The organism is Haloplanus vescus (genome assembly GCF_900107665.1).
Taxonomy (GTDB): Archaea; Halobacteriota; Halobacteria; order Halobacteriales; family Haloferacaceae; genus Haloplanus; species Haloplanus vescus.
The window spans coordinates 39,906-66,607 of sequence record NZ_FNQT01000003.1 but is presented as its reverse complement, the minus strand read 5'-3'; the positions used below and the strand labels follow the sequence as shown (position 1 = coordinate 66,607).

Annotated in this window: 27 protein-coding genes; 9 read left to right on the top strand and 18 right to left on the bottom strand. The window is 66.1% G+C overall.

Going from position 1 to position 26,702, the window contains the following annotated elements; all coding sequences use genetic code 11:
• The first annotated feature begins 60 nt into the window (after positions 1–60).
• On the top strand, positions 61–1,062 hold the full coding sequence (locus tag BLU18_RS10235; RefSeq protein ID WP_092634695.1) for an AI-2E family transporter: 1,002 nt from the start codon (positions 61–63) through the stop codon (positions 1,060–1,062).
• Position 1,063: 1 nt separating this feature from the next.
• On the opposite strand, the gene BLU18_RS10230 is transcribed toward BLU18_RS10235, so the two are convergent.
• Complete coding sequence (locus BLU18_RS10230; protein ID WP_092634693.1) at positions 1,064–1,846, bottom strand: sulfurtransferase; 783 nt, start codon at positions 1,844–1,846, stop codon at positions 1,064–1,066.
• Positions 1,847–2,078: 232 nt separating this feature from the next.
• Between BLU18_RS10230 and BLU18_RS10225 the strand changes: the two genes are divergently transcribed.
• Complete coding sequence (locus BLU18_RS10225; RefSeq protein ID WP_092634691.1) at positions 2,079–2,945, top strand: sulfurtransferase; 867 nt, start codon at positions 2,079–2,081, stop codon at positions 2,943–2,945.
• A 191-nt stretch (positions 2,946–3,136) separates the two neighbouring features.
• Entirely contained in the window at positions 3,137–3,727 is a 591-nt protein-coding gene (locus tag BLU18_RS10220) for a hypothetical protein (protein ID WP_092634689.1), read from the top strand.
• Positions 3,728–3,772: 45 nt separating this feature from the next.
• Here BLU18_RS10220 and BLU18_RS10215 read toward each other — a convergent pair whose 3' ends face one another.
• Positions 3,773–4,036 carry a DUF7553 family protein gene (locus BLU18_RS10215; RefSeq protein WP_092634687.1) on the bottom strand — a complete coding sequence of 88 codons (264 nt, stop codon included), beginning with the start codon at positions 4,034–4,036 and terminating at the stop codon, positions 3,773–3,775.
• A gap of 118 nt (positions 4,037–4,154) precedes the next feature.
• Between BLU18_RS10215 and uvrB the strand changes: the two genes are divergently transcribed.
• Both uvrB and BLU18_RS14910 read left to right on the top strand, forming a co-directional pair.
• The gene (gene uvrB / locus BLU18_RS10210) at positions 4,155–6,218 is read left to right on the top strand and encodes an excinuclease ABC subunit UvrB (protein WP_092634685.1); all 2,064 of its coding nucleotides are present in this window, start codon (positions 4,155–4,157) and stop codon (positions 6,216–6,218) included.
• An 84-nt stretch (positions 6,219–6,302) separates the two neighbouring features.
• Entirely contained in the window at positions 6,303–6,461 is a 159-nt protein-coding gene (locus BLU18_RS14910) for a hypothetical protein (protein ID WP_176791226.1), read from the top strand.
• A gap of 27 nt (positions 6,462–6,488) precedes the next feature.
• On the opposite strand, the gene BLU18_RS10205 is transcribed toward BLU18_RS14910, so the two are convergent.
• The gene (locus tag BLU18_RS10205; protein ID WP_092634683.1) at positions 6,489–7,565 is read right to left on the bottom strand and encodes a sulfite exporter TauE/SafE family protein; all 1,077 of its coding nucleotides are present in this window, start codon (positions 7,563–7,565) and stop codon (positions 6,489–6,491) included.
• A 240-nt stretch (positions 7,566–7,805) separates the two neighbouring features.
• Between BLU18_RS10205 and BLU18_RS10200 the strand changes: the two genes are divergently transcribed.
• Positions 7,806–7,994 (top strand): DUF7554 family protein, encoded by a 189-nt coding sequence (locus tag BLU18_RS10200; RefSeq protein WP_092634681.1) that lies wholly within the window; start codon positions 7,806–7,808, stop codon positions 7,992–7,994.
• A 67-nt stretch (positions 7,995–8,061) separates the two neighbouring features.
• On the top strand, positions 8,062–8,571 hold the full coding sequence (locus tag BLU18_RS10195) for a 2'-5' RNA ligase family protein (RefSeq protein ID WP_092635309.1): 510 nt from the start codon (positions 8,062–8,064) through the stop codon (positions 8,569–8,571).
• Here the strand turns inward: BLU18_RS10195 and BLU18_RS10190 are convergent, their stop codons facing one another.
• The 12 genes from BLU18_RS10190 to BLU18_RS10135 form a co-directional block, all read right to left on the bottom strand.
• Positions 8,572–10,740: an ATP-dependent DNA helicase gene (locus BLU18_RS10190; RefSeq protein WP_092634679.1), complete on the bottom strand. Its 2,169-nt coding sequence runs from the start codon at positions 10,738–10,740 to the stop codon at positions 8,572–8,574.
• Positions 10,741–10,801: 61 nt separating this feature from the next.
• Positions 10,802–11,698, bottom strand: a complete 897-nt coding sequence (gene argF / locus BLU18_RS10185) for an ornithine carbamoyltransferase (protein ID WP_092634677.1) — start codon at positions 11,696–11,698, stop codon at positions 10,802–10,804.
• Positions 11,695–12,765, bottom strand: coding sequence for a [LysW]-lysine hydrolase (locus tag BLU18_RS10180; protein WP_092634675.1), 1,071 nt, complete (start codon positions 12,763–12,765; stop codon positions 11,695–11,697). The genes argF and BLU18_RS10180 overlap by 4 nt, the downstream gene beginning before the upstream one ends.
• Entirely contained in the window at positions 12,762–13,886 is a 1,125-nt protein-coding gene (locus BLU18_RS10175; RefSeq protein WP_092634673.1) for an aspartate aminotransferase family protein, read from the bottom strand. The genes BLU18_RS10180 and BLU18_RS10175 overlap by 4 nt, the downstream gene beginning before the upstream one ends.
• Positions 13,883–14,710 (bottom strand): acetylglutamate/acetylaminoadipate kinase, encoded by an 828-nt coding sequence (locus tag BLU18_RS10170; protein WP_092634671.1) that lies wholly within the window; start codon positions 14,708–14,710, stop codon positions 13,883–13,885. The genes BLU18_RS10175 and BLU18_RS10170 overlap by 4 nt, the downstream gene beginning before the upstream one ends.
• The gene (gene argC, locus BLU18_RS10165) at positions 14,707–15,744 is read right to left on the bottom strand and encodes an N-acetyl-gamma-glutamyl-phosphate reductase (protein WP_092634669.1); all 1,038 of its coding nucleotides are present in this window, start codon (positions 15,742–15,744) and stop codon (positions 14,707–14,709) included. Before argC ends, BLU18_RS10170 begins: the two co-directional genes overlap by 4 nt.
• Positions 15,741–16,595, bottom strand: coding sequence for a lysine biosynthesis protein LysX (lysX, locus tag BLU18_RS10160; protein ID WP_092634667.1), 855 nt, complete (start codon positions 16,593–16,595; stop codon positions 15,741–15,743). Before lysX ends, argC begins: the two co-directional genes overlap by 4 nt.
• Before the next feature lie 2 nt (positions 16,596–16,597).
• Positions 16,598–17,788, bottom strand: coding sequence for an argininosuccinate synthase (locus BLU18_RS10155; protein WP_092634665.1), 1,191 nt, complete (start codon positions 17,786–17,788; stop codon positions 16,598–16,600).
• A gap of 278 nt (positions 17,789–18,066) precedes the next feature.
• On the bottom strand, positions 18,067–18,888 hold the full coding sequence (gene cobA / locus BLU18_RS10150; RefSeq protein WP_092634663.1) for a uroporphyrinogen-III C-methyltransferase: 822 nt from the start codon (positions 18,886–18,888) through the stop codon (positions 18,067–18,069).
• Entirely contained in the window at positions 18,889–19,191 is a 303-nt protein-coding gene (locus BLU18_RS10145; RefSeq protein ID WP_092634661.1) for a DUF6360 family protein, read from the bottom strand.
• On the bottom strand, positions 19,191–20,957 hold the full coding sequence (locus BLU18_RS10140) for a nitrite/sulfite reductase (protein WP_092634659.1): 1,767 nt from the start codon (positions 20,955–20,957) through the stop codon (positions 19,191–19,193). Before BLU18_RS10140 ends, BLU18_RS10145 begins: the two co-directional genes overlap by 1 nt.
• A 314-nt stretch (positions 20,958–21,271) precedes the next feature.
• Positions 21,272–22,117 carry a formate/nitrite transporter family protein gene (locus BLU18_RS10135; RefSeq protein WP_092634657.1) on the bottom strand — a complete coding sequence of 282 codons (846 nt, stop codon included), beginning with the start codon at positions 22,115–22,117 and terminating at the stop codon, positions 21,272–21,274.
• A gap of 523 nt (positions 22,118–22,640) precedes the next feature.
• Between BLU18_RS10135 and cynS the strand changes: the two genes are divergently transcribed.
• Positions 22,641–23,114: a cyanase gene (cynS, locus tag BLU18_RS10130; RefSeq protein WP_092634655.1), complete on the top strand. Its 474-nt coding sequence runs from the start codon at positions 22,641–22,643 to the stop codon at positions 23,112–23,114.
• A gap of 21 nt (positions 23,115–23,135) precedes the next feature.
• Here cynS and BLU18_RS10125 read toward each other — a convergent pair whose 3' ends face one another.
• Genes BLU18_RS10125 through BLU18_RS10115 form a run of 3 tightly spaced genes read right to left on the bottom strand, consistent with a single transcriptional unit; the run spans position 23,136 to position 26,423 of the window.
• Positions 23,136–23,738, bottom strand: coding sequence for a diacylglycerol/polyprenol kinase family protein (locus BLU18_RS10125; RefSeq protein ID WP_092634653.1), 603 nt, complete (start codon positions 23,736–23,738; stop codon positions 23,136–23,138).
• Positions 23,739–23,763: 25 nt separating this feature from the next.
• Positions 23,764–25,575 carry a glycine--tRNA ligase gene (gene glyS / locus BLU18_RS10120; RefSeq protein ID WP_092634651.1) on the bottom strand — a complete coding sequence of 604 codons (1,812 nt, stop codon included), beginning with the start codon at positions 25,573–25,575 and terminating at the stop codon, positions 23,764–23,766.
• 2 nt (positions 25,576–25,577) lie between these two features.
• On the bottom strand, positions 25,578–26,423 hold the full coding sequence (locus BLU18_RS10115; protein WP_092634649.1) for a CBS domain-containing protein: 846 nt from the start codon (positions 26,421–26,423) through the stop codon (positions 25,578–25,580).
• A gap of 100 nt (positions 26,424–26,523) precedes the next feature.
• Between BLU18_RS10115 and BLU18_RS14905 the strand changes: the two genes are divergently transcribed.
• The gene (locus BLU18_RS14905; protein ID WP_176791225.1) at positions 26,524–26,688 is read left to right on the top strand and encodes a DUF7556 family protein; all 165 of its coding nucleotides are present in this window, start codon (positions 26,524–26,526) and stop codon (positions 26,686–26,688) included.
• The last annotated feature ends 14 nt before the right edge of the window (positions 26,689–26,702 follow it).

Here is a 26,702-nt window from a genome sequence, read left to right as displayed (position 1 = left end):
TAAAGGCGCGTGGTCTGGGCCTGGGGAATCGTTTTGCCTGCGGCCGTCCCACGTCATTCCGTGACACTGGACCGTCGATACGTGCTCGGAGCGCTGTTCGGCCTGCTGACCCTGGCCGCGGCGCTTCTCATCGCCGACGTTCTCGCCACCGTCTTTTTCGCGGTGACGGTGGCGTACCTCCTCTTCCCGCTTCGGGAGGAACTCACTCGGCGTGGCCTCTCGCCGTGGGGGGCGAGTTTCGTCTCGACGGTGACTGCCGTCGCCGCCGTCGTCCTCCTCGCCTCTCCGCTCGCCTTCGTCGTCGTCCGGCGATTGGACGCCATCATCGCCTTTCTCGCGTCGCTCCCACCGACAGTCTCGCTCGATCTGTACGGCTTCTCGACGACGGTATCCCTCACCGACACCCGCGCCCTCGTCGTCGCTTTCGGCCGTCGACTCGCTCGCGCGTCCGCTCTCGCTGCGCCCGTCCTCTCGCTCAAACTCACCGTGTTCGTGATGGTCGTCTTCGCCCTCCTCTCGCGGACGGCCGACACGCACCGTGCGATGATAGCCATCGTTCCGCACGGCTACCGCGACGTTGCACGGGCGCTGAATCGTCGCACTCGGTCGACGCTCTTCGCGATTTACGTCCTTCAGGCGGCGACGGCCGCTGGCACCTTCGTCGTCGCGCTGGTGCTCTTTTTCCTCCTCGGCTACCCCTACTTCCTCACGCTGGCCGTTCTCTCGGCCATTCTACAGTTCCTCCCCGTGGTCGGACCGTCGCTCCTCGTCGGCTTGCTCGCCGTAGCGCACTTGGCCGTCGGCGACCCGACGCAGGCCGCCCTCGTCTTCGTCCTCGGTGGCCTCTTCGTCGCGTGGCTCCCCGACATCGTGATTCGCCCGCGCCTCGCCCGCGAGACGGCCGACCTGCCCGGGAGCCTCTACTTCGTCGGCTTCGTCGGTGGCTTGCTCACGCTCGGCACCGTCGGCATCATCGCCGGACCGCTCGCTATCGCGCTCGTCGTCGAGATGGGTCGGATTCTCTCCTCGGAACTCAATCGCGTCCCCGTCGCAGAAGATTGAGCTACGCGTCTGCCTCGGTTTCCAGTGGACCGCCTCGCTCGCGCCACTCCGTGAGACTCCCCTCGTAGAAGTCGACCCGCTCGTAGCCAAGGTGCTTGAGGACGACGTACGTGTGACTGATGCGGCGGGCGGTGTTGCAGTAGAGGATGACCCGTCTGTCGGGCGTGATTCCGCGCTCGGTGAGAATCGATTCGAGTTCGGCGTCGGGTTTCAGGCCCCGAGTCTCGCTGTCGACGAGTTCGCGCCAGTCGAGTTGGACGGCGCCCGGTAGGTGTCCTTCAGCGTACTCCTCGGGTTCGCGGGTATCGACGATGGTGGCATCGGTGTCGAGGGCCGCTTCCACGTCCTCGAAGTCCACCAGCGGCGACGCCTCCGGCTCTCGAACGTCGTAGGTGGCCGACGGCGTTGACGGCGCGTCGCTCGTCGTTTCGTGACCTCGGTTCCACGCGCTGAAGTCGCCGTCGAGCAGGTGCACATCGCGGTGGCCGTACAGCATCGCGGTGACGAGGAATCGGGCGGCGAACACGCCGTGTTCGTCATCGTACGCGACGAGTCGGTCGTCAGAGTCGATACCCGCCTCCTCCATCAGCGTCTTCCAGCGCTCGGCGCCGGGCAGCATCCCCGCATCGCCCTCGCTGCTTCGGAAGCGGTCGAAGGGGACGTTAACCGCCCCCGGCACGTGTCCGATGCCGTCGAACTCCCACGCGTCGCGCACGTCGACGACGCGCACCTCGTCTAAGTGGGCCGCGAGCCAATCGACAGATACGACGATGTCCTCAGTCATGCGCGTGGATACGACTGCGCGGGCTTTAGTGACGGCGTTTCGCCCCGCCGTCTCATCCGGGGACAATATTTGCCGGATATTCGCCATCTGGCATCGGAGCGGCCGGAGAAGTCGCCGCCAGCGACGACACATCTCCGACAGTAGTGGCAATATTGTCTGGTTCGGGCGAGGGTTGGCCGCCTCTGCCGTCACTATGGGGATTATAGGGCCGGCTGTCGTAGGGGTAGTTGCTATGTCAGATTCAGCGTACGCGAAGGACGTCCTCGTTTCCGCGGATTGGGTGGAGAACCACCTCGAGGACTTCCAGAGCGACGACCCGGACTATCGCCTCGTGGAGGTCGACGTCGACACCGAGGCCTACGACGAGGGCCACGCCCCCGGCGCCATCGGCTTCAACTGGGAGACGCAGCTGCAGGACCAGACGACGCGCGACATCCTCACGAAGGGGGACTTCGAGAACCTGCTTGGCAGTCACGGCATCACGGAGGATTCGACCGTCGTCCTCTACGGTGACAACTCCAACTGGTTCGCGGCGTACACCTACTGGCAGTTCAAGTACTACGGTCACGACGACGTACGCCTGATGGACGGTGGCCGCGACTACTGGCTCGAACACGACTACCCCCTCTCCGAGGAGGTTCCGGACTTCTCGCCCGTCGACTACGAGGCGTCCGGTCCCCGTGAGAGCATCCGCGCCTACCGAGAGGACGTGGAGAACGCCATCGAGCGCGAACTGCCGCTTGTTGACGTTCGTTCGCCCGAGGAGTTCACGGGCGAGATTCTCGCACCCCCGGGACTGCAGGAGACCGCCCAGCGCGGCGGCCACGTCCCCGGCGCGAAGAACATCTCGTGGGCGGCCGTCACCAACGACGACGGCACCTTCAAAACCCGCGACGAAATCGCACAGCTCTACGCCGAGGAAGGCATCGACGGCGAGGGTACGACCGTCGCCTACTGCCGCATCGGCGAGCGCTCCTCGGTCGCGTGGTTCGCGCTTCACGAGCTCCTCGGCTACGAGGACACCATCAACTACGACGGCTCCTGGACCGAGTGGGGCAACCTCGTCGGCGTCCCCATCGAGAAGGGCGAGGCTGAGTAACACGAAGCCTCGACGCGGAACGGCGAGTGGTAGCCGTGAAGCAGGGCGAAGCCGAATAACGCGAGGCTTCGACGCGGAACGGCGAGCGTACTGTGAAGCAGGGCAACACGCCCCTCTGTTCTCATCTTCTTTTGACGACCGACCAGTCACGTCCCGATGCATACAAACGAGGGGCTGTCGTACCGCGGAGCATGGACGGGACGACGCTCGTCGACACGCTGACTGACGACTTGGAGACCGAGCTCTCGCGGCTCGGCTCCTCGAAGTGGCTCTACGCACTGACTGACGGCGACATGACCGGCGAGGCGATTCGGGCCGCGGCGGCCGCAGACGCCGCCGCCGCCGCCGAGACGTTCGCGGACTGGGACGGCGACCTGTTCGACACGCTCGCGGCCGACGCCGCCGACCGGCGCGACGCCCTCGACGCCGACGCCGACGCCGCCGACCGCGAAACCTACGACGCCCTCGCGTCGTTCGACGACCCCGTCGAACGCGCCGGCGGTGCGCTCGGTTACGCACTCGTCGTCGACCGCACGCTCGGCCAGATGGTCGGCTTCTTCGTCGGCGACGCCGACCCCTCGACGGCCAACGACTTCCGCGGCTTCCGCGACGACCACGACGCCGTTCAGGAAGCAATTCTCGACACGCTCGAAACGCGCTGCGATTCGGACGACGCGTGGGAACGCGCCGAGGACGCGGCCACGACGGTCATCGACGCGACGTACGACGACTACGTCGAGACGCTCGAAGCAATGGGCGTCCAGCCCAAAAACGTCTGCTGACGCGGTCCCGACCTCCACCTGAAATCAGGGGGGTTCGGGAACGCCTCACACGCCCTCGATTGTCTCGCGGTACGCGGTGATGGCCGACATCGCCTCGTCGATTTTCTCGACAACCTCGTCGCTTGCCGACGATTTGATTTCGCGGAGCGCGTTCTCGTGGCGGGCGAGTCGCCCGTGGTCGGCGCCCGTTTCCGCCAGCTCTTCGAACTGGTCGGCCTGTGTGGTGAGGCGTTCGGCCGCGTCGCCCGTCGCCAGGTCCGCCGCGCTGTGCAGTGTGTCACTCGCTCGTTCGAGTTGCTCGTGTCCCATGCGCGACGCTACGGACGGGGGGGTCAAGTTAGTATCCACTCGCCGCCGGGCGTCCCGTCGGGCGGCCAGTCACCCACCCAAGCGAATCCGTCAAGTCCTTCGAGCGACGAGTACGCGTGTGAGCGACGCGAACTCGGGTCCGCTCCAGCCGGACCGTCCCGACGCCGACCGACCCTTTCGGGTGGACGCCCCCTTCGACCCCGCGGGCGACCAACCCGACGCCATCGAGGAACTCGTCGCCGGCTACGACGCCAGCATGGACAAGCAGACGCTCCTCGGCGTGACCGGGTCGGGCAAGACGAACACCGTCTCGTGGGTGGTCGAGGAACTCCAGCAGCCGACGCTGGTCATCGCCCACAACAAGACCCTCGCCGCCCAGCTGTACGAGGAGTTTCGCACTCTGTTCCCGGACAACGCCGTCGAGTACTTCGTTTCCTACTACGACTACTACCAACCAGAGGCCTACGTCGAACAGACGGACACCTTCATCGACAAGGACGCCTCCATCAACGACGAAATCGACCGCCTGCGCCACTCGGCCACGCGGTCGCTTCTGACCCGCAACGACGTCATCGTCGTCGCCAGCGTCTCCGCCATCTACGGGCTGGGTGACCCCGCCAACTACGTCGACATGGCGCTCCGCCTCGAACGGGGGCAGGCAATCGACCGCGACGAACTGCTCGCCCGCCTCGTCGACCTGAACTACGACCGCAACGACGTGGACTTCACGCAGGGCACCTTCCGCGTCCGCGGCGACACCGTCGAGGTGTTCCCGATGTACGGCCGCTACGCCGTCCGCGTGGAGTTCTGGGGCGACGAAATCGACCGCCTGACCAAACTCGACCCGCTGGAGGGCGAAGTGAAGAGTCAGGAACCGGCGGTCTTGGTCCACCCGGCGGAACACTACTCCATCCCCGAGAATCGCTTGGAGAACGCCATCGAGGAAATCGAGGCCCTGATGGACGACCGAGTCAGCCACTTCGAGCGACAGGGTGACCTCGTCGCCGCCCAGCGAATCGAGGAGCGGACCACCTTCGACCTCGAGATGCTGCGCGAGACGGGCTACTGCTCGGGCATCGAGAACTACTCCGTCCACCTCTCGGACCGCGACTCCGGCGAGGCACCCTACACCCTCCTCGATTACTTCCCCGACGACTTCCTCACCGTCATCGACGAGTCCCACCAGACCCTGCCCCAAATCAAGGGCCAGTACGAGGGTGACAAGTCACGCAAGGACTCGCTGGTCGAGAACGGTTTCCGCCTCCCCACCGCCTACGACAACCGGCCGCTCACCTTCGAGGAGTTCGAGGACAAGACCGACCGGACGCTCTACGTCTCCGCGACGCCCGGCGACTACGAGCGCCGGGAGTCGGAGCAGGTGGTCGAGCAAATCGTCCGCCCCACGTATCTCGTCGACCCCGCGGTGGAGGTGGCCGACGCGACGGGGCAGGTGGAGGACCTGATGGACCGCATCGACGAGCGCATCGAACGCGACGAGCGCGTCCTCGTCACGACGCTCACAAAGCGGATGGCCGAGGACCTCACCGAGTACCTCTCGGAATCGGGCGTCGCCGTCGAGTACATGCACGACGAGACGGACACGCTGGAGCGTCACGAACTCATCCGCGGGCTTCGCCTCGGCGAGTTCGACGTGCTCGTCGGCATCAACCTCCTCCGCGAGGGACTCGACATCCCCGAGGTGTCGCTGGTCGCCATCCTCGACGCCGACCAAGAGGGCTTCCTCCGCTCCGAGACGACGCTCGTCCAGACGATGGGGCGGGCGGCCCGCAACGTCAACGGCGAAGTCGTCCTCTACGCCGACGAGATGACCGACTCGATGCAGTCGGCCATCGACGAGACGCGTCGCCGTCGCGAGATTCAGCAGTCCTTCAACGCGGACCACGGCCACGAGCCGACGACCATCCAGAAGGAAGTCGGCGAGACGAACCTCCCCGGCAGCGAGACGGACACCTCGGGTGTCACCGGCGACGCCCCCGAGAGCGAGGACGAGGCCCGCTCCCGCATCGAGGCCCTCGAAGAGCGCATGCAGACCGCCGCCGACAATCTGGAGTTCGAACTCGCGGCCGACATCCGTGACCGGATTCGAGAGCTCCGCGAGGAGTTCGAGTTCGATACCGACGACGACGGCGTCGCGCCCGAAATCGACTCCGAGTTCCGCTGACGCCGTCTCGGCGGACTCTGTCCGCATCCTGCGAACTGTCACCAAGGTTTATTAGGACAGGAAGGATGGTATTATGTGTCACAGATGAGCCACGAAACTGACCCTCGTCTTCGTGGAGACGACCGGTCCACTCCCGAAGACCCGACGTCGCACAGCCTCCTCGGACGTCTCGAACAGCATCTCGCCGAGTGGCCGCGACGGTACGTCGAGCAACAGGTTGAGGCGCTCGACCCCGAGCGCTGAGTCACCGCTGTCTTTCTGCGGTCCCGATTACCACGGCCCCGCCGCCATCAGGAACAGCGCGATGGCGATGATTCCGAACAGCCCGGCGACGAACCGCTTGATGGTCCGCGTGCTGAGCGCGTTCGAGACGTAGGGGGCAATCTGGCCGCCAGTCACCGTCGCCGGGACGGTGAAGACGACCATGTTCCACGGCGTCGAGGCGAGGCTGAGCGAGTGCCCGCCGACGAGGCCGCCGCCGAAGACGTGGACGAGCGACGCCAGAATCGCCGTCAGCGCGACGACGATGTGGTTCGTCCCGATGGCAATCCGGACGGGCACCTTCGTCCCGAGCATCGAGATGAGGCCGAGTTCGCCGATGCCGAAGCCGGCCAGCCCTTGGAAGGTGCCGCCGATGCTGTAGTTCGCGGCGCGACGCAGGTAGCCACCGCGGGTGTAGGTGTAGTCGTCGCCGTCGCGGTCGACGCGCGTGACCGTCCCTTCCTCGTCGGTGTGGACGCCCGCCGGCCCGAGTTTGCCGCTGTCGTTCGGGAGGCCGGCCGACGCCGTGCCGCCGTCAGCTGTCGCGCCGTCACTGTCGCCGCTGTGGTCGAGGTTCGTCTTGAACAGGAGATACGCCGCCGCCAACAGCGCAATCCCGAGGAGTGCGTGAAACACCGCTTCGGGAATGATAAACGAGAGCAGGGCGCCGCCGATGACGAACGGAATCGACCCGCCGACGAGCGTCAGCGCCAGTCGGCGGTCGACGAGGCCGTACTGGATGAACGCCACGGAGGAACTCGACAGCCCGAACGCCTCGCTGATGAGGCCGACTTTCACCAGCGTCTCCGGTTCGAGTGGCTGAGCGAACAGCGGGAAGATGAAAATCAGGAAGGGGACGAATATCGCCGACCCACTGATTCCCACCGTGTTCACGATGGTCGCTCCGGCCAAGAAGGCGGGGAAGAGCCACCAGTATTCGAGCCAGTAATCCGTCCCCGGATTACTCATCTCCGTCGGTGCTCCGACGACCACGCCAACGACGAACAGCACGGGCGCCGCGAACACGAAGAAATGCTGATACTTCAGGAACCACTTCTGGATGCGGCTGTATGGCGGAATGCTCATCTATCCAAGAAATTCAGTGTGTGGTGGTGACCGTCACTCGCGCCCCCGAAGACGGCGGCGAGGAATCGAAACGTGACTGCTTCGTTCGGGTGAGTACCGCCTCAACTACCGCAGTACGACTCATTCTTGGGATTCCCGTACCCCACCGCCCATAAAAAGTCTTGAGGTTCGTCGTACCGCATGGGTTTCGTCCACACACCGGCCACTATCCTTTTGCACTGCCACCCCGCACTATACACTATGAATCGCGCAGCCATCGACGTCGAGGACTTGCTGAAGCTCGTCCTCCTCCTCATCATCGTCTGGCTCGTGCTCGAAATCGTCGGGGAGCTGTTTGGCGTCCTCTTCGGCCTGCTCAACTTCGCTGGCCCCGTCATTGGCCTCCTCATCGCCGTCCTCATCGTCCTCTGGTTGCTCGACTGGGTCTGATTGTCTCGACGTACGGTCGACAGTACGAGCGCGCAACGCTCTTCTCCCCGGCGTGCGACAGCCCGTCGTGTACAGTCTCAACGTTCCCGTCCCGGGCACGGTCGAACGCCTCGCTGCCGACCTCCATCCACGGCTCGTGGTGTTCGACCAGATTCGCGAACGACACTCCTTGGTCTGCAAGCGCTTCGACGTCGACGAGACTGCGTACGACCACCTGCGCGAACGCCTCCGCGTCGCCCTCTCGCCGACGCCCGCGTTCGAGATTCGCATCACCGGCATCGACGCCTTCGACACGCCGGTCCGTGGGCCCGGGCCGGTCGTCTATCTCTCCGTCGAGAGCCCCGGGCTCTACGATTTGCACCGTCGGCTGGTCGAGGAGTTCGACATCGTCCACGACGAGTTAGAGGGCGAAGGGTACGTCCCCCACGTCACGCTCGCTCGCGGCGGCGACAGTCTGGACGCGGACCGACTCCGTGACCTCGACATCGACCCCGTCACGTGGACCGTCTCGGAGCTCGACCTCTGGAGTCAGGTCCACCACGAGAAGGCGTGGACCGTGTCGCTCCCGCGGCCCTAGTTACGGCGCCGGCGGGTCGCCGTCGTAGGCGTCCAGGTCGGCGTAGAAGTTCAGCATCGCGAACTTCAGTTTCTCGGGGTCGATGTCGATGAGTTCGTCCCGTTCGCCCGGTGGGAAGGCGTCGCGCACACCGTACTGTCCCATGTCGCGCCCGGCGCGCGTGTAGCGCTTATCGAGTAGGATGCGCACCCCGAAGTCGTCGGGGGCGCGAATCACGCGCCCGAGCGCCTGTCGCGTCTTGCGGATGGTCGGAATCTCGACGGCGTAGCGCCACCCCGCGTTCGGCCGGTCGGCGTAGACGCGGTCGTAGGCGGCCTGGACCGCCTCCATGCGCTCCGAGAGGTTCGGATACGGCACCCCGAGGACGATGACCGTCCGAGCGTCGTCGCCGTCGAAACTCACCCCCTCACCGAGGGTGCCCCAGAGCGAGGTGAAGAGGGTGGCGCCGTCGGCGCCGCTGGCGACGAACCGCTGTCGCAGGTCCTCGGTCGATACGTCCGACCCGTCGAGATACGTGTCCGGGAGGTCGAGGCGGTCGTGATACCGCTCTGCCTCCGCGTAGGAGGGGCAGAACACGAGCGTGTTCCCGGGCGTCATCCGTATCGCGTCGGCGAGGGTGTCCGCCACCGTCGCCTGTGTCTCCGGGTCGTCGCGCTCGCTCGAAAACAGCGCCGGCCCCTCGACGGCGAAGGTACGCCGGCGCTCTTCCGGGTACGCCAACCCGTACGCCATCGTCTCCGGCTCTGTCAGGCCGAGGACGTCTTCGAGCACGTCGAACGGTCGCAGCGTCGCGCTCATCAGGACGCTCGCGGCCACCTCGTCGAACAGGCCTTCGGTCACCTCTCGGGGGATGCAGGTGTAGAGCTCTGCGCGCCCGTACACCTCCTCCGTGGTCACGTCGCGCCGCACCGCGGCCATCGGATGCCGACCGAGGTCCGTGCCCTTTCCCATCCAGTCGGCGACGAATCCCGCGGCCTGCAGCGTCGCGGACTCGCTCCGCGTCGCCGTCTCGCCCCGTCGATACGCCTCCTCGTACTGTTCGTCCAGCGCCTCGCCCACCTGTAGCGCGAGGTCGATTTCGGCGTCGATGCCGCTCCCCTCGTAGGCGTCGAGGAAGGCGAGCGTCAGGTCGTCGCGTCGGTCGTCGTTGGCGATGGCCACGTCGTGCCACTCGTCGCCGACCTGTTCGCGCTCGCCGAAGCCGAGTGCGTCGTCGACGGCCGTCTCCAGCCCCGTCAGGAACGCCTCGACGACGTTTCTGGCGCTCTCTGCGCGCGAGTCGTCCGTCTCGTCGAGTTCGGCCAGCGCGCCCTCCAGCGTCCGCGCCGAGAGCGTTCGCGTGGCGTGTTCGCGTGCCGCGGATTCGATGTTGTGGGCCTCGTCGAAGACGGTGATGACCTCCTCGGGGTCGCGGCCCAGCCACCGGAAGAAGTGTTCGCGGATGGTCGGGTCGAGCAGGTGGTGGTAGTTACAGACCACGAGGTCGATGCCCTCCATCCCCTCCTTGAGGAGTTCGTAGCCACAGAGCCCTTGCTCGTCGGCGTACTCGTAGATTTCCTCCGGCGTGCGGACCCCCTCGAACAGCCAGTCGTGGAAGGCGTCGGTGTCTCGTTCGAGGTTCGCGCGGTAATGCTCGCAGACGTTCGCCGACTCCAACTCTGCTATCTCGTCGTCCAGCTGTTCGAGTTCGTCGACGACGGCCGACCGGGCCGCCGCGGCCTCGTCGCTCCCGTTCTGCATCTCGGCCAGCAAGGCGTCGTTTCGCTCGGCGAGTTCCGCCCGCTCAGCCTCGGCCTCGACCAGCGAGCGCGTCGTCTCCTTGAGGCTCCGGCACTCCTCGTAGCCCACGTCGATGTGACACATCGACGCCTTGCCCTTGAACACCACCGCGCGAATCGGCTCCTCGGCGGCGATGGCGCGGGCGTCGGCGACGAACTGGCGCATCTGCTGGTGGACGTTCGTCGTGATGACAACCGTCCGGTCGTGCTCTTGGGCGTGTGCGAGCGCTGGCACCAGCGCCGAGAGCGTCTTGCCCGTCCCCGGCGCGCCCTCCATCAGGACGTCCTGTCCGCTATCGAGGGCGTCGGCGATGCGGTCCATCGCCTCGCGCTGGTTCGGATACGGGTCGTCGTAGGGGAAGAACCGCTCGTACCCCGCGGTTTCGGCCACGCGCGGTCTTACGCGCCCTCGGATTAAAACCCTCGCCGACGCGTGGCGGGCGACGCGCCCGTTACGCGAGCAGTTCGACCAGCAGGCCGGCCTGCGCGTGCAGGCGGTTCTCTGCTTGTTGCCAGACGATAGAACGCTCGCTCTCGACGACTTCGTCGGTGATTTCCTCCCCGCGGTGGGCGGGCAGGCAGTGCATCACCTCGGCGTCGCTGCCGGCGAGGAGGTCGGCGTTCAGTTGGAACCCCTCGAACGCCGCGAGTTTCTCCTCGCGTTCGTCTTCTTCGCCCATCGACACCCACACGTCGGTGTAGACCACGTCCGCGCCCTCGACGGCGTCGGCGGGGTCGTCGACGAGTTCGGGAGTCCCACCCAGCTCCGCCGCCCGGTCGAGTACGTCGTCGTCGAGGCCGTACTCGGGCGGCGTCGACACTACGACGTCGAGGTCGGCGAGCGCCGCCCCCAACACGAACGACTGCGCGACGTTGTTGCCGTCGCCGACCCACGCGACGGTCACGTCGTCGAAACCGCCGAATCGCTCGCGAATCGTCAGCAGGTCCGCGAGCGTCTGGCAGGGGTGGGCGTCGTCGGTCAACCCGTTGATGACGGGGACGTCCGAGTACTCCGCGAGTTCCTCGGCGTCGGCGTGGTCGAACAGACGCGCCATGATGGCGTCGGTGTAGCCCGCGAGGGCGCGGGCGGTGTCTTTCACTGGTTCGCCTCGGCCGAGGTGGATATCGTCCGGGCCGAGGAAGATGGCGTGACCGCCGAGACGCGTCATCGCCGTCTCGAAGGACGTTCGGGTGCGCGTGCTCGGCTTCTCGAACACCATCGCGAGCGTCTGTCGGTCGAGGTCCGTCTGGTCCTCGCCCGCCTTGATGGCGGCCGCACGATCCAACACCGTGGTCAGGTCCTCGGCCGTGAGGTCGTCAACGTCGAGGATGTGGGTGGGTTCTATCATCGTAGGCGTTCGCAGGCGTCGATCAACACCTCGATAGACTGGTCGTACTCGTCGAGTGCGAGGTGCTCGTTCGGCGCGTGGTCCAAGTCGGAGTCGCCGGGCCCGTACGTCACCATCGGGCAGTCCCAGGCGGACGCGAAGACGTTCATGTCGGCGGTGCCGGTCTTGCGGAGGAGACGCGGGTCGCCGCCGGCGTTCCGGACGGCGGCGCGAAACGCCCGCGCGATGTTCGTCCGCGGGCTCTCCATCACCGGCGGCACGCGGTCGTACCAGTGGACGGTCCCCGTTTCCAGGCGGCCGTCCGCCATCTCGCGCACGTCGTCGACGGTGTACTCCGGCGGCACGCGGAACTGTACTTCCATCGTCGCCTCGACGGAGAGGCCGTCGACGCTGGTGCCGCCCTCGAACGACGTGGGCTTGCAGGTGACGCGCTCGAAGACCGGGAGGTACTCGTCGGGGTCGAACTCCTCTTCGACCCGCTCCCACCAGTCCATCGCGTCCTGAATCGCGTTGTTCTCCGGGCGGGAGGTGTGCCCCGACTCGCTGGTGGCGACGTACGTCCCCGCGAGCAAGCCGCGGTAGCCGAGCGTGATGCCCGTCCACCCGCTGGGTTCGCCGTTGATGAGGGCGTCGGGTTCCGGCCGGTCGCTCTCGATGACGTGTCGCGACCCGCGGGAGTCGACTTCCTCGCCGACGACGCCGATGAAGCTCGTGCCCGTCTCGACGGCGGCGACGGCCATCGCCGCCAATGGGCCCGTCGCGTCGACGCTCCCGCGACCCCATAGGCTCCGCTCGCCGTCTTCCTCCCGAATCTCGACCGGGATGTCGCCCGGCACGGTGTCGATGTGCGAGGTCAGGAGCACCGAGTCGTCCGCGGGCGCGTGGACGTTCCCCACCTCGTCGGTCCACACCTCGCGGTCGTGAGATTCGAAGAAGTCGACGAGCCGTTCCGCGGCCGCCTCCTCCTCGCCCGACGGCGAGGGGATGGAGACGAGGTCGAACAGCAGTCGCTGGCTCTCGGTCAGCGCCACGTCCGGCTCCTGAATCTCGTGTTCGCCCGCGGTCATTCCAGTACCGCCTCCAGCGACGCCACGAACTCGTCGGCGTGACTCTCGTCGATGGTCAGCGGCGGCAACAGGCGGAGGACGGTCCGCCCGGCCGGCAGCGCCAACACCTGCTCTTCGAGGGCGAGGTCACGGAGTAGGCGGTTCGCCCCCCGCTTCACCTCGATGCCGACCATCAGCCCCCGCCCGCGAACGTCGCGGACGGGCAGGTCCGTCGCTTCGATTTCGTCCACGAGGTAGTCGCCCATCTCGGCGGCGTGGGCTGGGATGTCTTCCTCGACCAGCAAGTCGAGCGTCGCGTTGGCCGCCGCGCAGACGACGGGCCCGCCACTGAACGTCGACCCGTGCTCGGGGTCGGCGTCGGCAATCCAGTCGGCACACACCGTCGCGCCGAGTGGCAGGCCGCTGGCGACGCCTTTCGCCGTCGTGAGGATGTCGGGGTCGACGCCGGCGTGCTCACACGCCCAGAGCGTCCCCGTCCGCCCCATCCCGGTCTGAATCTCGTCGAAGACGAGCGCCGCGCCCGCCTCCTCGGTGAGTTCGCGTGCCTGCTGGAGGTACGCGGTGTCGGCGGGGTGGATGCCACCCTCGCCCTGGATGGGTTCGAGGAAGACGGCCGCCGTCTCGTCGTCGACTACCTCGGCGAGTTCGTCGCCGTCGCCGTAGGAGACGAACTCGATGTCGTCGAGCAGCGGCTCGAACGGCTTCTTGTACTTGTCCTTCCAGGTCATCGAGAGGGCGCCGAACGTGCGCCCGTGGAAGCCGCGGCGCGTGGCGACGATTTTCGACCGCCCCGTGGCGTTGCGGGCGAACTTCATCGCCGCCTCGTTGGCTTCGGTCCCCGAGTTACACAGCCAGACGTTGTCCAGCCCCGGCGGCGACACCGTCGCCAGTTTCTCGTACAGCTCCGTCCGCTCGGCGACGGGGTACGATGCCTGCACGTACATCAGGTCCTCGGCCTGGGATTTCACGGCGTCGACCACGTCGGGGTGGCTGTGGCCGACGGGCGTGACGGCGTAACTCGCGCCGAAGTCCAGATACTCGGTGCCGTCGTCGGCGTAGAGGTACGCCCCCTCGCCGCGTTCGATGCCGATGGGTTTCTCGGAGAAGACGAAGCCGCTCATGTGTCCTCCAGTGCGCTCGGATGAATGTGTGTACCGCTTTCGCCCAGTGCTGCCGTCACCGGCGCGTCCGCGTTGGCGTCGGCGACGACGACTTCGCTCGCGCCGCGTTCGAGTGCCTCCGTCGCGGCCATCACCTTCTTCGTCATGAACCCTTCCGCCGCGTCGGTGAGGGCGTCGTACTCCGCGGGCGTGCGAACCGATTCGATGAGCGTCTCGGGGTCGTCGGGGTCGGCGTAGACGCCCGACACGTCGGTCAGGACGACCAGCGTCGCACCGAGGGCGCCCGCGACGGCCGCCGCCGCACGGTCCGCGTCCGTGTTGACCGGGACGCCGTCGTCGGCGAGCATCGGCGGGCCGGCGACGGGCGTGTAGCCGTCCGCCAGCAGCGTCTCCAGCAGCTCGGCGTTCACCGACTCAATTTTGCCGGAGTGATCGCCGCGCTTGATCTTCTTCTTGCCGTCCTCGACCACCCGGACCGCGGACTTCCGCGGGCCGGTGATGAGGCCACCGTCGACGCCCGAGAGACCGACGGCGTCGACGCCCGCCTCGCGGAACGTCGCCACGAGGTCGGTGTTCACCGTCCCCGCCATCGCCATCGTGAACGCCTCCATCGTCTCTTCGTCGGTGAACCGGCCGACGACGCCGTCCGGCGTCTCGACGTACGTCGGGTCGATGCCGAGACGGTCCAACAGGTCGTCGACGGCGGTGGAGCCACCGTGGACGACGGCGACGGGTTCGCCCTCGTCAACCAGGTCGGCGATGTCAGCGACGGCGCCCGCGGGGTCGACGGCCTTCGCGCCGCCGATTTTGACGACGACGGTCATGGCGCGCCCACCGGGTGCAGACCCTGGAACTCCAGTCCCGCCGTCTCCTCGATACCGAGGGCGACGTTCGCGGCGTGGACCGCCTGTCCCGCCGAGCCTTTCATCATGTTGTCGATAGCCGAGAACACGACCAGTCGCTTGTTTCCGGGGTCGAGTTCGAAGCCGACTTCGCCGTGGTTGGTGCCCGCCACGGCCTTCGGTTCGGGGTAGCGATAGACGCCACCGCCGCCCGCGACGGTCCGCATGAACGGTTCGTCGTCGTAGGAGTCGCGGTAGGCGCTCCAGAGGTCTTTCTTCCCCACCGGATTGTCCGGGAAGACGTGACAGGTCGCGGCGGCGCCGCGAATCATGTCGACTGCGTGGACGGTGAAAGACACCGAGAGCCCGAGGAACTCCTCGATTTCGGCCTCGTGGCGGTGGCCCGTCGGCGCGTACGGGCGGACGATGCCCGAGCGCTCCGGATGGGAGGAGGCCGCGCCGCCGCCGGCGCCGCCCTCCGAGGACCCCACTTTCACGTCGACGACCACCTGTTCGTCGCCGGAAAGGATGCCGGCGTCGAAGAGGGGCTTCAGCCCCAGAATCGTCGCCGTCGCGTTACAGCCACCGGAGGCGATGAGGTCGGCGCCGCGGAGGTTGTCGCGGTTGAGTTCGGGGAGTGCGTACTCGGCTTCGTCGAGCAGTTCGGGGCTGTCGTGGCCGTCGTACCACTCGTCGTACTGGGCCTCGCTCCCGAGGCGGAAGTCGGCGCTCAGGTCGACGACGGTGTCGGCGGCGTCCTGAAAGTCGTCGATGCGCTCCATCGAGACGCCGTGGGGCGTCGCCGCGAAGAGCACGTCGACGGATTCGAGGTCCGTCGGCGAACTGAAGCGGAGGTCCATCGAGCGGAGGTTGGGGTGTTGGTGGCCCACCGTCTTGCGCTCGTAGCTCCGACTCGTCGCTTGGGCCACCTCGAACTCGGGGTGGCCGTTCAGCAGGCGGAGGAGTTCCCCGCCCGCGAACCCGCTGGCGCCGACGACGCTCGCGGTGTAGGTCATGGTGTGGCCTCCACTTTCGTCTCTAGCCAGTCGACGATGGCGGCGGGCACGTCGAAGTCGACACAGGAGTCGAGAGCCTTGAACTCCACCGTGTGATTCACCTCGTGGACGGTGTAGGAGTCGCCCGTCTCCATCAGGTCGATGCCGAGCAACCCGCCGCCGACGGCGTCGGAGGCGCGTTCGACCAGTTCGGCCACCTCGTCGTCGATGTCGAACTCGTTGACCTCGCCGCCCTTCGCGGCGTTGGTGAGCCAGTGGTCGGAACTGCGGGTCATCCCTGCGACGGGTTCGCCGTCGGTGGCGACGACGCGGATGTCACGCCCGGGTTTCTCGACGAACTCCTGGACGTAGAACACCTTGTGCTCGTAGTGGCCGAGCGTCGCCTTGTGCTCCAGAATCGCTTCCGCGGCGCTCCGGGAGTCCACCTTGGCCATCAGCCGTCCCCACGAGCCGATGACGGGCTTGAGGACGCAGGGATAGCCGAACTTCTCGATGGTTTCGAGGGCGCTGTCGGTCGTGAACGCCACCTCGGTGTTCGGCGTCGGGACGCCCGCCGCCTCCAGCGCGAGGCTGTTTTTCACCTTGTCGGCGCACAGCTCCGCGGTGTCGGCGGTGTTGACGACGGGCACGTCGTAGGCGTCGAGAAAGCGCGTGACGTACTTGCTTCGGCTGGTGGCGAGACAGCGGTCGATGGCGATGTCGACGTCGTCGAACGCCTCCGGCGCCTCGCTGATGTTGAACTGCTCTTTCCGCACGTCGATTTTCGTCACCTCGTGGTCGCGCTCGCGAAGCTCCGAGAGCAGGAGCTTCTCGTCCCGACGAATCCGGGAGTAGAGGAGGCCTACGTGCACGACTACTCCTCCTTGGCCTTCGAGAGCACCTTCGCCGCGAGGCGCTCTTGGAAACCGTGGTATTTCGCGACGCCCGTCGCGTCGGCCTGCGTGATGTCGCCCACGTCCTCGGTGTTGAAGGAGGCGAAGCTCTCGTCGTAGACGGCGTACTCGCTGTCGCGGCCGACCGGGCGGGCCTGTCCGCCCTCGAACCGAATCGTCACCGTCCCCGTCACGCGACTCTGTGTCTCGTCGATGAAGCCTTCGAGCGCGCCCATCAGCGGCGCGTCGACGAGGCCCTCGTAGCCCTTCTGGGACCACTCGTTGTCCACGAGTTTCTTGAAGTCGCGCTCCTCCTTGGTGAGGACGAGCGATTCCAGCGTCTCGTGGGCGTTCAAGAGCGTCGTCGCCGCCGGGTGCTCGTAGTTCTCGCGCACCTTCAGGCCGAGCATCCGGTCTTCCATCATGTCCGTGCGACCGACGCCGTACTCCCCGGCCACCTCGTTGAGGTGGTCGATGAGCGCGACGGGTTCCATCTCCTCGCCGTCGACGGCGACAGGGTAGCCGTCCTCGAAGGTGAGCTCTATCTCCTCGGTGTCACCCGCGGGCGAGCGCGTCCAGTCGTAGATTTCCTCGCCGGGGACGTGACCCGGCTGTTCGAGGTCACCGCCCTCGATGGAGCGACTCCAGAGGTTCGTGTCGATACTCCAGACGCCCTCGTTGCCGCCCTCGACGGGCAGGTCCTTCTCGGCCGCGTACTCGATTTCCCACTCGCGGGTCAGGCCGAGTTCGCGCACGGGCGCGATGACTTCGAGGTCGGACGCGCGCCAGACGGCCTCGAAGCGAAGTTGGTCGTTACCCTTGCCCGTACAGCCGTGGGCGACGGCGTCGCAGTCGTTCTCCTTGGCCACGTCGAGAATCGCTTCGGCGATGACCGGACGCGCGAGCGCCGTGCCGAGCGGATAGCCCTGATAGGTCGCGTTCGCGCGCACGGAGTCGAAACACAGGTCGGCGAACTCCGACTTCGCGTCGACGATGTGATGCTCCAGGTCGAGCGCTTCGGCCGTTTCCGCTGCCTCCTCGAACTCTGCGTCGGGCTGACCGACGTCGACGGTGACGCCGACGACTTCGTCGTACCCCCACTCGTCTTCGAGCAGCGGGACGCATACTGTGGTGTCGAGACCGCCGGAGAACGCGAGTGCCACACGTGTCATTATCGACTTCTCGACCCTTCAAAGACTTAAATTCTACGTTTTTGTAATTGAAATAAAATGCGAAACGGGACGCTCACCGGAAGTCGCTGATGTCGAACGCAGGGTGGAGAGTGAGAGAAAGATGGGGCTATCGGCCCCGTCGTCGCAGTCGTCGGACTACGGGAAGGCGGACGTGTACGGACGGAACTGTCCGGTCCATTATGGGTACAAATCGCGGCTCGCTACTAATATCTTGCGAACGGGGCGCTCGCGGGCCGTCTCGTCCCTGACGGCTCGATTCACTCCGTCGGCACCGCGGGGTCGTCGGCCATCGCCCCGCCGGTGGACCGGGCCGTCCCCGCGGCGCGCAAGTACTCCGACACCCGGTCGCGGACCGACACCACGTCCCCGACGACGGTGACGGCGGGCGGGTCGATGCCCACTTCGCGGGCCCGTTCGGTTATCGTCTCCAGCGTCCCCGTCACCGTGAACTCGTCCTCGCGGGACGCGCGTTCCACCATCGCCACCGGCGTGTCGGGGCCGACGCCCGCCGCGCGGAGGGCGTCGACGTTGTCCGGGAGTCGGCCGACGCCCATCAGGATGACGAGCGTGCCACCCGCGGTGACCGACCGCCCCAGCGCGTCCCAGTCGAGGGCGCTGTCTTCTTTCGTGGGGTCCTCGTGCCCCGTCACGACCGTCAGACTGGAGGCGTGGTCGCGGTGAGTCGGCGGCACGCCCGCCAGTCCCGGGCCGGCGATGGCGCTCGTCACCCCGGGAACGATTTCGAAGGGGACGCCCGCCGCGGCGAGCTCTTCGGCCTCCTCGCCCCCGCGGCCGAACACGCAGGGGTCGCCGCTCTTGAGACGCACCACGTCGTCGCCCGCGGTGGCGCGCCGAATCAGCAGGTCGTTGATTTCCGCCTGCGTCGTCCGCTCGCCCCCGCTTCGCTTCCCCACGTCGATGCAGTCGACCGACTCGGGTGGCAGGTCACGAACTGCCTCGCTCACCAGCGCGTCGTACAGCACAACGTCGGCCTCGTCGAGCAAGCGCCGGGCCTTGACCGTCAACAGGTCGGGGTCGCCCGGACCGGCGCCGACGAGATAGACCGTCCCAGTGCGCATCTACCGACCCCGTCCCCGTGGTACGTCTTCCTCCGCCTCGGCGTTCGCCGCGTGTCGCTCCAAGTCGGCCGCGAGGCCGCGGGCTTGCTCCGGCGAGAGCGACAGGGCGTCGGCGTGGTGTTCGACGTGCTCTAAGTCGCCGCCGTCGAACTCGATTTGGAGACGGACGGTCCCCGGCGACTCCTTCGGGCGGTCGACGTCGACGACTGCCGCCGATTCGTCCTTCCAGTCCGGGCCGAAGGCGTACCCCTCCACGAAGTCGAACGTCGTGTACGACGTGACGTCGAGTAGTCTAATCGCCATCAGTCCGAGGAGATGGGCACGTCGTCGACGGTGGTCGGTGCCGGGCTCTCGTTTTTCGAGAACGGGTACCACGACTGCTTGGCGTCGTGCATGTACGGGTCCTCGTAGTCCGTCTCTTTCGGCTCACAGACGTCGACCACCGACTCGACGCCGAAGTCTTCGAGCCACTCGCGGAAGGGCTGGCCCTCCTCGCGGTGCGCGGCGAACGCGCCGACGAGGCTCTCAATCGCGCCGGGCACCTCGTCGGCGGGCACGCGCTGGCTGACCCAGTCGATGAACTCGGGGTTGGGACCCATCCCGCCGCCGACGCCGATGTCGAGGGCCTCGACGATGTCGCCGTTCTTCTGGGCGCGCATCCCTTGCAGCCCGATGTCGGCGGTTTGGGCGTGGCCACAGTCGGCGGTACAGCCCGAGTAGTGAATCTTGATGGCCTCCACGTCGTCCGGCACGTCGACGTTCGTGTTGAGCCAGCGGAGCATCCGCGTCAGGCGGAGCTTCGTCTCCGTGAGCGCGATACCACAGAACTCGGTGCCGGTACAGGCCATGCCGCCGCGCGCGAACGCCGACGGCTCCGGGGAGTGAGTGTCGAGGAGCGGTTCCTCCAGCAGGGCGTCGACGGCCGACTCGTCCACGTCCATGATGAGCGGGTTCTGTCGGCGGGTGAGTCGAATCTCGCCGGAGCCGTACGCCTCCGCGAGGTCCGCGAGCGCGATGGTTTCTCGCGCGGTCATCCGTCCCACCGGGACGTTCAGGCCGACGTAGTAGTCGCCGTTCGGCTGTTCGTGGACGCCAACGTGGTCGGTCTTCCCCTCCTCCGGGGGCCGCCCCGCGTTGTACGTGTACTCCTCGCGGAAGTTCCGGCCGCGGCGGTGGAGGTCGAAGTCGACGTACTCCTCCTGCAGGAGCTCGCGGACTTCCTCGGTGCCGTGGTCGTCGATGAAGAAGCGACTCCGATTCTTCTGTCGGTTGTCGCGACGCCCCTCCTCGTGGTAGAGTTCGACGAAGCCACGCACCACGTCGTAGGCGTTCTCCGGCGTGACGAAGACGTCGAGTTCGCGGGCGCGTCGGGGCTCGCGGCTCCCCGTCCCGCCGCCCACGCGGACGTTGAAACCGGTGACCGTCTCGCCCTCGATTTCCTTCTCGGCGGGTTCGAGGCCGATGCCGTTGATGGCGTCTTGCGCACAGCCCTCGCGACACCCCGTGACGCTGATGTTGAACTTCCGGGGCATGTTCGCCAGCTCGTCGTCGCCACGCAGGTCCTCCTCCAGTCGTTCGAGGATGGGCTGGCTCTCGACCAGCTCTTCCTTGTCCTTGCCGGCGACCGGACAGCCCACGATGTTGCGCATCGTGTCGCCGCCCGAGGACCGCGTGGTCACGCCGACGGATTCGAGCTTGTCCCAGATGGCGGGCACGTCCTCCAGTTTGATCCAGTGCAGTTGGATGGACTGCCGCGTCGTGAGGTCGATCCACGCGTCACCGAACTCGGGGTTGTCGACGGGGCCGGTGGCGTAGTCGCGGGCGACTTCGCCGATGGCGCGGAGCTGTTCGGCGGTCATCTGCCCGTTGACGTTCGTCAGCCGCATCATGAAGTACGACTCCTGGCCGTCGCGCTGGTGGAAGATGCCCCAGAACTTGAACCGGGAGAACCACATGTCCTTCTCCTCCTCGGGGATGGACTCCCACCCCTTCTCGGCGAACTCGAGAATCTTCTCGCGCACTTCGTCGCCGTACATCCCCTCTTTCCACGCCTCTTTCTTGTTGCTCATGGTCGGCCTCCAATCGGACTAGCCATCTGTCCAACTTCGCTCCCATTTGCTTTGGTGGACGGAGTGTTTGTCACATCAGAATGTCTGTTGGTTAGAGATTATAAGCATAACCGTTTACAAATGCCTATTTTCGGCTGTCTGAGTCGATGGCTGTCCGGTTTATTATGGGATATACCGGATATAAGGTTGTATTTCGTTCACTCAAATCGGATAGAGTGAACGTTCGTTGTGCAATATTCGGAAAATGCCTGCGCCGTTCGTCAGCCGTGCGGTCGAATGTGCGTCGGTCGCGCGCCTCAGAACGTGACTGTCCGCTAGTCGTCTGCGCTCGCGACGCTGCCTTCGCCGCCGAAGGTGTCGTCGGAGGACAGGTCGATCTTGTACGACTCGTTGATGTACCAGTACGCGGCACCCATCATGACGACGCCGGCGAAGGTGTTGCCGACGGTGACGATGGAGATGTTGTAGGCCATGTTGATCCAGTTGATGGCCGCGGGCGCAGCCTGTCCCGTCGTCATCGTCAGGAAGTTCGCCAGCGAGAGCACCGTCATGTTGGCGACGCTGTGTTCGAAGCCCGTCCCGATGAACGCCAGCAGGCACCACCAAATCATGATGAGTTTGGCGACGGCGTTGTCCAGACGGAAGTTGCTCCACACCGCGAGCACGACCAGCCAGTTACAGAAGATACCCTGGATGAACAGTTCCAGCGGCGAGAGGGTCATCTTCGTCTCTGCGACGGCGTAGACCAGCGTCGGGTCCGAGAAGACGCCGCCCCACGCGGCCATCGCGGCGACGAGCAGGGAGCCGAAGAGGTTGCCGACCCACGACCATACCCACACCTTGCCGAGTGCGCCCCAGCTGGTGCGCCCCTCGAGGGCACCCACGCCCATGATCATCGCGTTGCCGGTGAACAGCTCGGAGCCAGCGATGATGACGAGACTGAGTGCGATGCCGAACATCGCGGCCATCACGACGCCACGAATCGGTTCTAGCGGCGTCCCGACCATCGGCGTCCCCAGTGCGAAGATGAGGAGAATCGCGAGGCCGATGTACGCACCCGCCATCCCCGCGTGGATGAGGTAGGCGGGAAGTTTCTTGTCGATGAGTTCGACCTGTGCCGCTGCCGCCTCGCTGACGCCTTCGAGCGTGTTATCGTACATCTTACTGCTCCTCCGTGTCTACCGCGCCCCGTGCCCGCGGGACGTTCGCTTCTAGCCCGAGACTCGGTCGCACCGTCATCTTCGGCCGCTTCGAATCAAACGTCTGTTCTTCTTTTCCCGGATTAGGTTCGCTCATATTCATCTTCGGACGAGTAACCGATTCGATTCCCGGTATATAAGACTGCTCATTGGTCATCTATTTTTTCACCCAAGAAGGTTCCATTCCTAGGGGTATCTCAGAGATATTTGATGTGTTTGTCCAAATATAAGGTCTTGAGTTGCAGAAAACGAGTGTCGAGAGATGCCGGCTGCGTCGTCGCCGCTGTCCGTCCGAACGCTCGCGTCGTCAGCGGTCCGTTCTCGGGGCGATCGTCCTTTGACTCTCGATGGATAAAATAAGAAATTGGGCGCAAAATACTGTATATTTACCTATTATATCCAGTAATATCCTAACAAATAGGCACAAATTCAGGGCAAACGATTTATGATACTTCCAATTCGATTCGGGTGGGAGATATCGACAATGAACATCCCAGAACGCGAGAACAAGTTGACCAAATCCGAGATGCGAGCGCGGATTCTGACCGAGAAGGAGGAGCGCGGCCTCACCTACGAGGAGCTAGCTGACCTCGTGCCGGGGCGAAGCAAGATGTTCGTCGCCTCTGCTATCTTCGATGCGGCGAGCATGACCGCAGAGGATGCCAACGCGCTCACGAGCGAACTCGACCTCGGTGCCCCCGTCGCCGAGACGCTTCAGGAGGCGCCGATGAAGGGCATGGAGGACCCGACGATTCCCTCCGACCCCTGCATCTACCGGTTCTACGAGGTCCCGCAGGTGTACGGCCGGGCCATGAAGGCCGTCATCCACGAGGAGTTCGGTGACGGCATCATGAGCGCCATCGACTTCGAGGTGGACGTCCAGCGAGAGGAACGCCCCGACGGTGACCACGTCGTCATCACCTACGACGGCAAGTTCCTGCCCTACAAGCGCTGGTAAGCCGACCAGCCCCTTTTCTGTTCACGCCAGTACGCGCAACACGACCCAAATCCCCACGCACGCCGCCGGCGGGATGGTGAGGTTGTCGTCGAGGACGTAGCCGCGCACGACGGGTGTGAATCCGTCTGCGACCGTGGCGCCCGCGCCACCGACCGCCGCGGCGACGACGGCGACGGGGAGTGTGATACTCGGCGTCAGCGCCAGCACCCCCAGCGAGAAACAGACGACGAACATCGCGGCGATGACGCCCGCGCGCTTGGCTCGCCCCGCTTCGTTCGACCCGAGGAGGCCGCTCACGGGGTCGCCGATGGCGAGCATCAACATGCCGGCCACGGCGACCGGCGGGTCGAACACCGGCACCCACGCGACGGCTGTCATGCTGAACATGTAGAGCGCGTAGCCGGCGACGTTGTCCCGTTCGTACTCGCGGGTCAGCGTCTCGTAAATCTGCCAGTCGAGGCCGACGAGGAGCCGAATCGTCTCCAAGACTGCGGCGACGACGGCCGCGAAGACGAGGAGATATCGGAGCGTCTGCCAGTCCACGAGGCCCAGCATGTAGAGCGCGGGAAAGCCCACCCCGCTGGCGTGGACGCCCCGCCGCCGGAGTTCCGGGCCGCTCGTCATGCGTGGCCTCGTCCCCGCGCCATCGTCAGGAGCGCGTCACGTCGGTGTCGATTCGTTCGTACGACTCCAGCAGGCGGTCGAAGCTACCTCCGCTCTGGAGGACGACCTGCAGTTCCGTCGCGAGGTCGGCGACCGGCACACGGACCTGCGCCGTCGTGTCGCGGTCCCGCACCGTCACCGTCGTCGGGTCGTTCTCGATGCTCTCGTGGTCGACTGTCACCGACAGCGGCGTGCCGACTTCGTCCTGTCGGCGGTAGCGACGGCCGATGTTCCCCGAGTCGTCGTGGGCCACCGACAGCCCCGCCTCGCGGAGGTCGGCCACCACGTCGTCGGCCAGCGTCTCCAGCGCGTCGTCGCTCACCAGCGGGAACACCGCCACGTCGGTCGGCGCCACCTCGGGCGCCAGCGAGAGGTAGGTCCGCTCCTCGTCGTCGACCTCGTCCTCGTCGTACCCGTGCGCGAGGAGGGTGTAGACCGTCCGGTCGACGCCGAAGGAGGGTTCGACGATGTGCGGGGTGACGTGTTCGCCCGCCTCCGTCTGCTCCTCGATGCGGAAGTTGGCCACGTCGGCGTCGACGGTCACGTCCTCGCCGTCGACGGTGACCGTCACCTCGTCGGCCTCGAACGCCGACGGGTCGCGCTCCGCGAGGGCGCGCAGTTCGTCGGCGACGTTTCCTGCTTTCCCGCCGAACTCCGGCCCCAGCACGCTCATGTCGGGTTCGACGACGGCGCGTTCGACCGTCTTCGGTTCGTCGTACTGCTGGAAGACAGTGAAGTCGTCGTCGCTGTGCTCGGCGTGTTTCGAGAGGTCGTAGTCCCCTCGGTAGGCGAAGCCCGCAATCTCTATCCAGTCGCCGACGGTGGGGTCGTCGCTCACCGCACCGCTCACCTCGCTCTCGGCGTCCCAGCAGTCCGCGGCGTAGTGAGCGCGTTCGCCCGGGAGATGCTGACGGAAGCGGAAGCGGTCGTCGTCGACGCCGATGCGTTCGTACCACTCGCGCGCGACGCCGAGGTAGTAGGCCACCCAGTCGCTCTCGATGATGCCTTCCTCCACGGCCTCGCCGACCGTTCGCTCGACGTAGCCGCCCTCCGGGTCCTCCTGTTCGTCGGCGGGATAGAGGCGAAGCGATACGTCCGCCACCCGGTCGAGAGGTGGCTCGTCGGCGTCGGGGTCGACGAACTGCTCAAGTTCCGCCTGCGTGAACTCCCGCGTGCGGACGATGCCCTTGCGCGGGCTGATCTCGTTGCGGTAGGCGCGACCGATTTGGGTGACGCCGAACGGCAACTGGTTGCGGGCGTACTCCTTGAGTCGCGGGAACTCCACGAAGATGCCCTGTGCCGTCTCGGGACGCAGATAGCCCGGCTGACCGGAGCCGGGACCAATCGACGTCTCGAACATGAGGTTGAACTCCTCGACGGACCGGCCGGCGAGAGGCGCCCCACAGGAGGGGCAGGCGATTTCGTGTGCGGCGACGAGTTCTTCCACTTCCGGAATCGGCAGGCTCTCGGCCTCCTCGATGTCCGTCGCGTCCTCGATGAGGTGGTCAGCGCGGTGGCTCTCGCCACACTCGCCACACTCGACGAGCATGTCGTCGAAGCCGTCGAGGTGACCCGACGCCTCGAAGACGGGTTCGGGGGCGATGGTCGGCGCCTCGATTTCGTCGTTGCCCTCGCGGACGGTGAAGCGGTCCCGCCACGCGGCCTCGACGTTGCGCTTGAGCGCCGCGCCCTCCGGGCCGAAGGTGTAGAACCCGGCGACGCCGCCGTAGGCTTCGTCAGCGCCGAAGAAGAAGCCACGGCGCTTCGCGAGTTCGGTGATGGCGCGCGTCCGGTCCATCCTCAGACGCCTCGCAACAGATCGACGTCGCGGACGATGCCCACGAGCGCCCCGCCGTCGACCAGCGGTACCTGTTCCACGTCGTTCGAGAGGAGGACCTTCGCCACCTCTCGGGCCGTCTTGTGGCCCGAGACGGTCACCACGTCCTCGGTCATGAACGTCGCGACGGGTTCGCGCGGAATCTCGACGTTCCGGGTCGGGAAGTAGCGGTTCCCGACGGCCTTGATTCCCTCCCACATCCACTCGTCGTCCTGATTGGCGATGCTCTCGCCTGTGTCGTCCTCACCCTCGACGACGCGTGCTACGTCGATGATGTCGACTTCGGTGAGTATCCCTGCCATCCCGCCCTCGTCGTCGAGGACGACGGCGTAGGGGACGTTCGCGTAGTTGATTTCGCGTTCCGCGACCGTCAGCGGCGTCTCGACGTAGGTGGTGTTCACTTCCGGGGTCGCCAGCGTGTCGACCGTGGTGTCGCCGTCGACTTCACCGCGGGCGATGGCCCGAACCACGTCCGTCACGGTGATGATGCCCACCAGTCCGTCGTCGACGACGGGCACCCGTCGGGCACCTTCGGTCTGCATCAGCTCGGCCACATCGACGATGTCCGTCTCCGGCGTCGTCGTCGGCACCTCGCGCATCAGGAGCGCCAACTGGTCTTCGTCGGGGTTCTCGATGAGGTCGTCCCGCGAGACGAGGCCGCGGTACACCTCGCCGTCGTCGGTCTCTTTGACGACGGGAATAGACGAGAAGCCCCGTTCCTGGAGATATTCGAGCGCGTCGTCCCGGGTTCCCGGGAGAGCGACGGTCACGACGTCCGAACGGGGCGTCATCGCGTCGGCTACGTGCATGTCCCCCGTTCCGCCGCCCACCCTCTAATACTCTGCGAACACCGTGTCGGCTGACCGTCGTATCGGTGTTTTTATATTCGATTGGGAGTATCTAACACACATGGCGACCGACGTAACCGCTGTCGGGGGGCAGGGTGCGGATGTCATGGCTTCCGTCGACGACGGGCCTGGGGCATCCGAATTCGTCATCGCGGACGTCTCGCGCGACGACGCGTGGCTGTCTATCCAGCTTCGCGACGCGTCCCGACTTGACGACTGGCGGTAGCGGCGACCACGGGC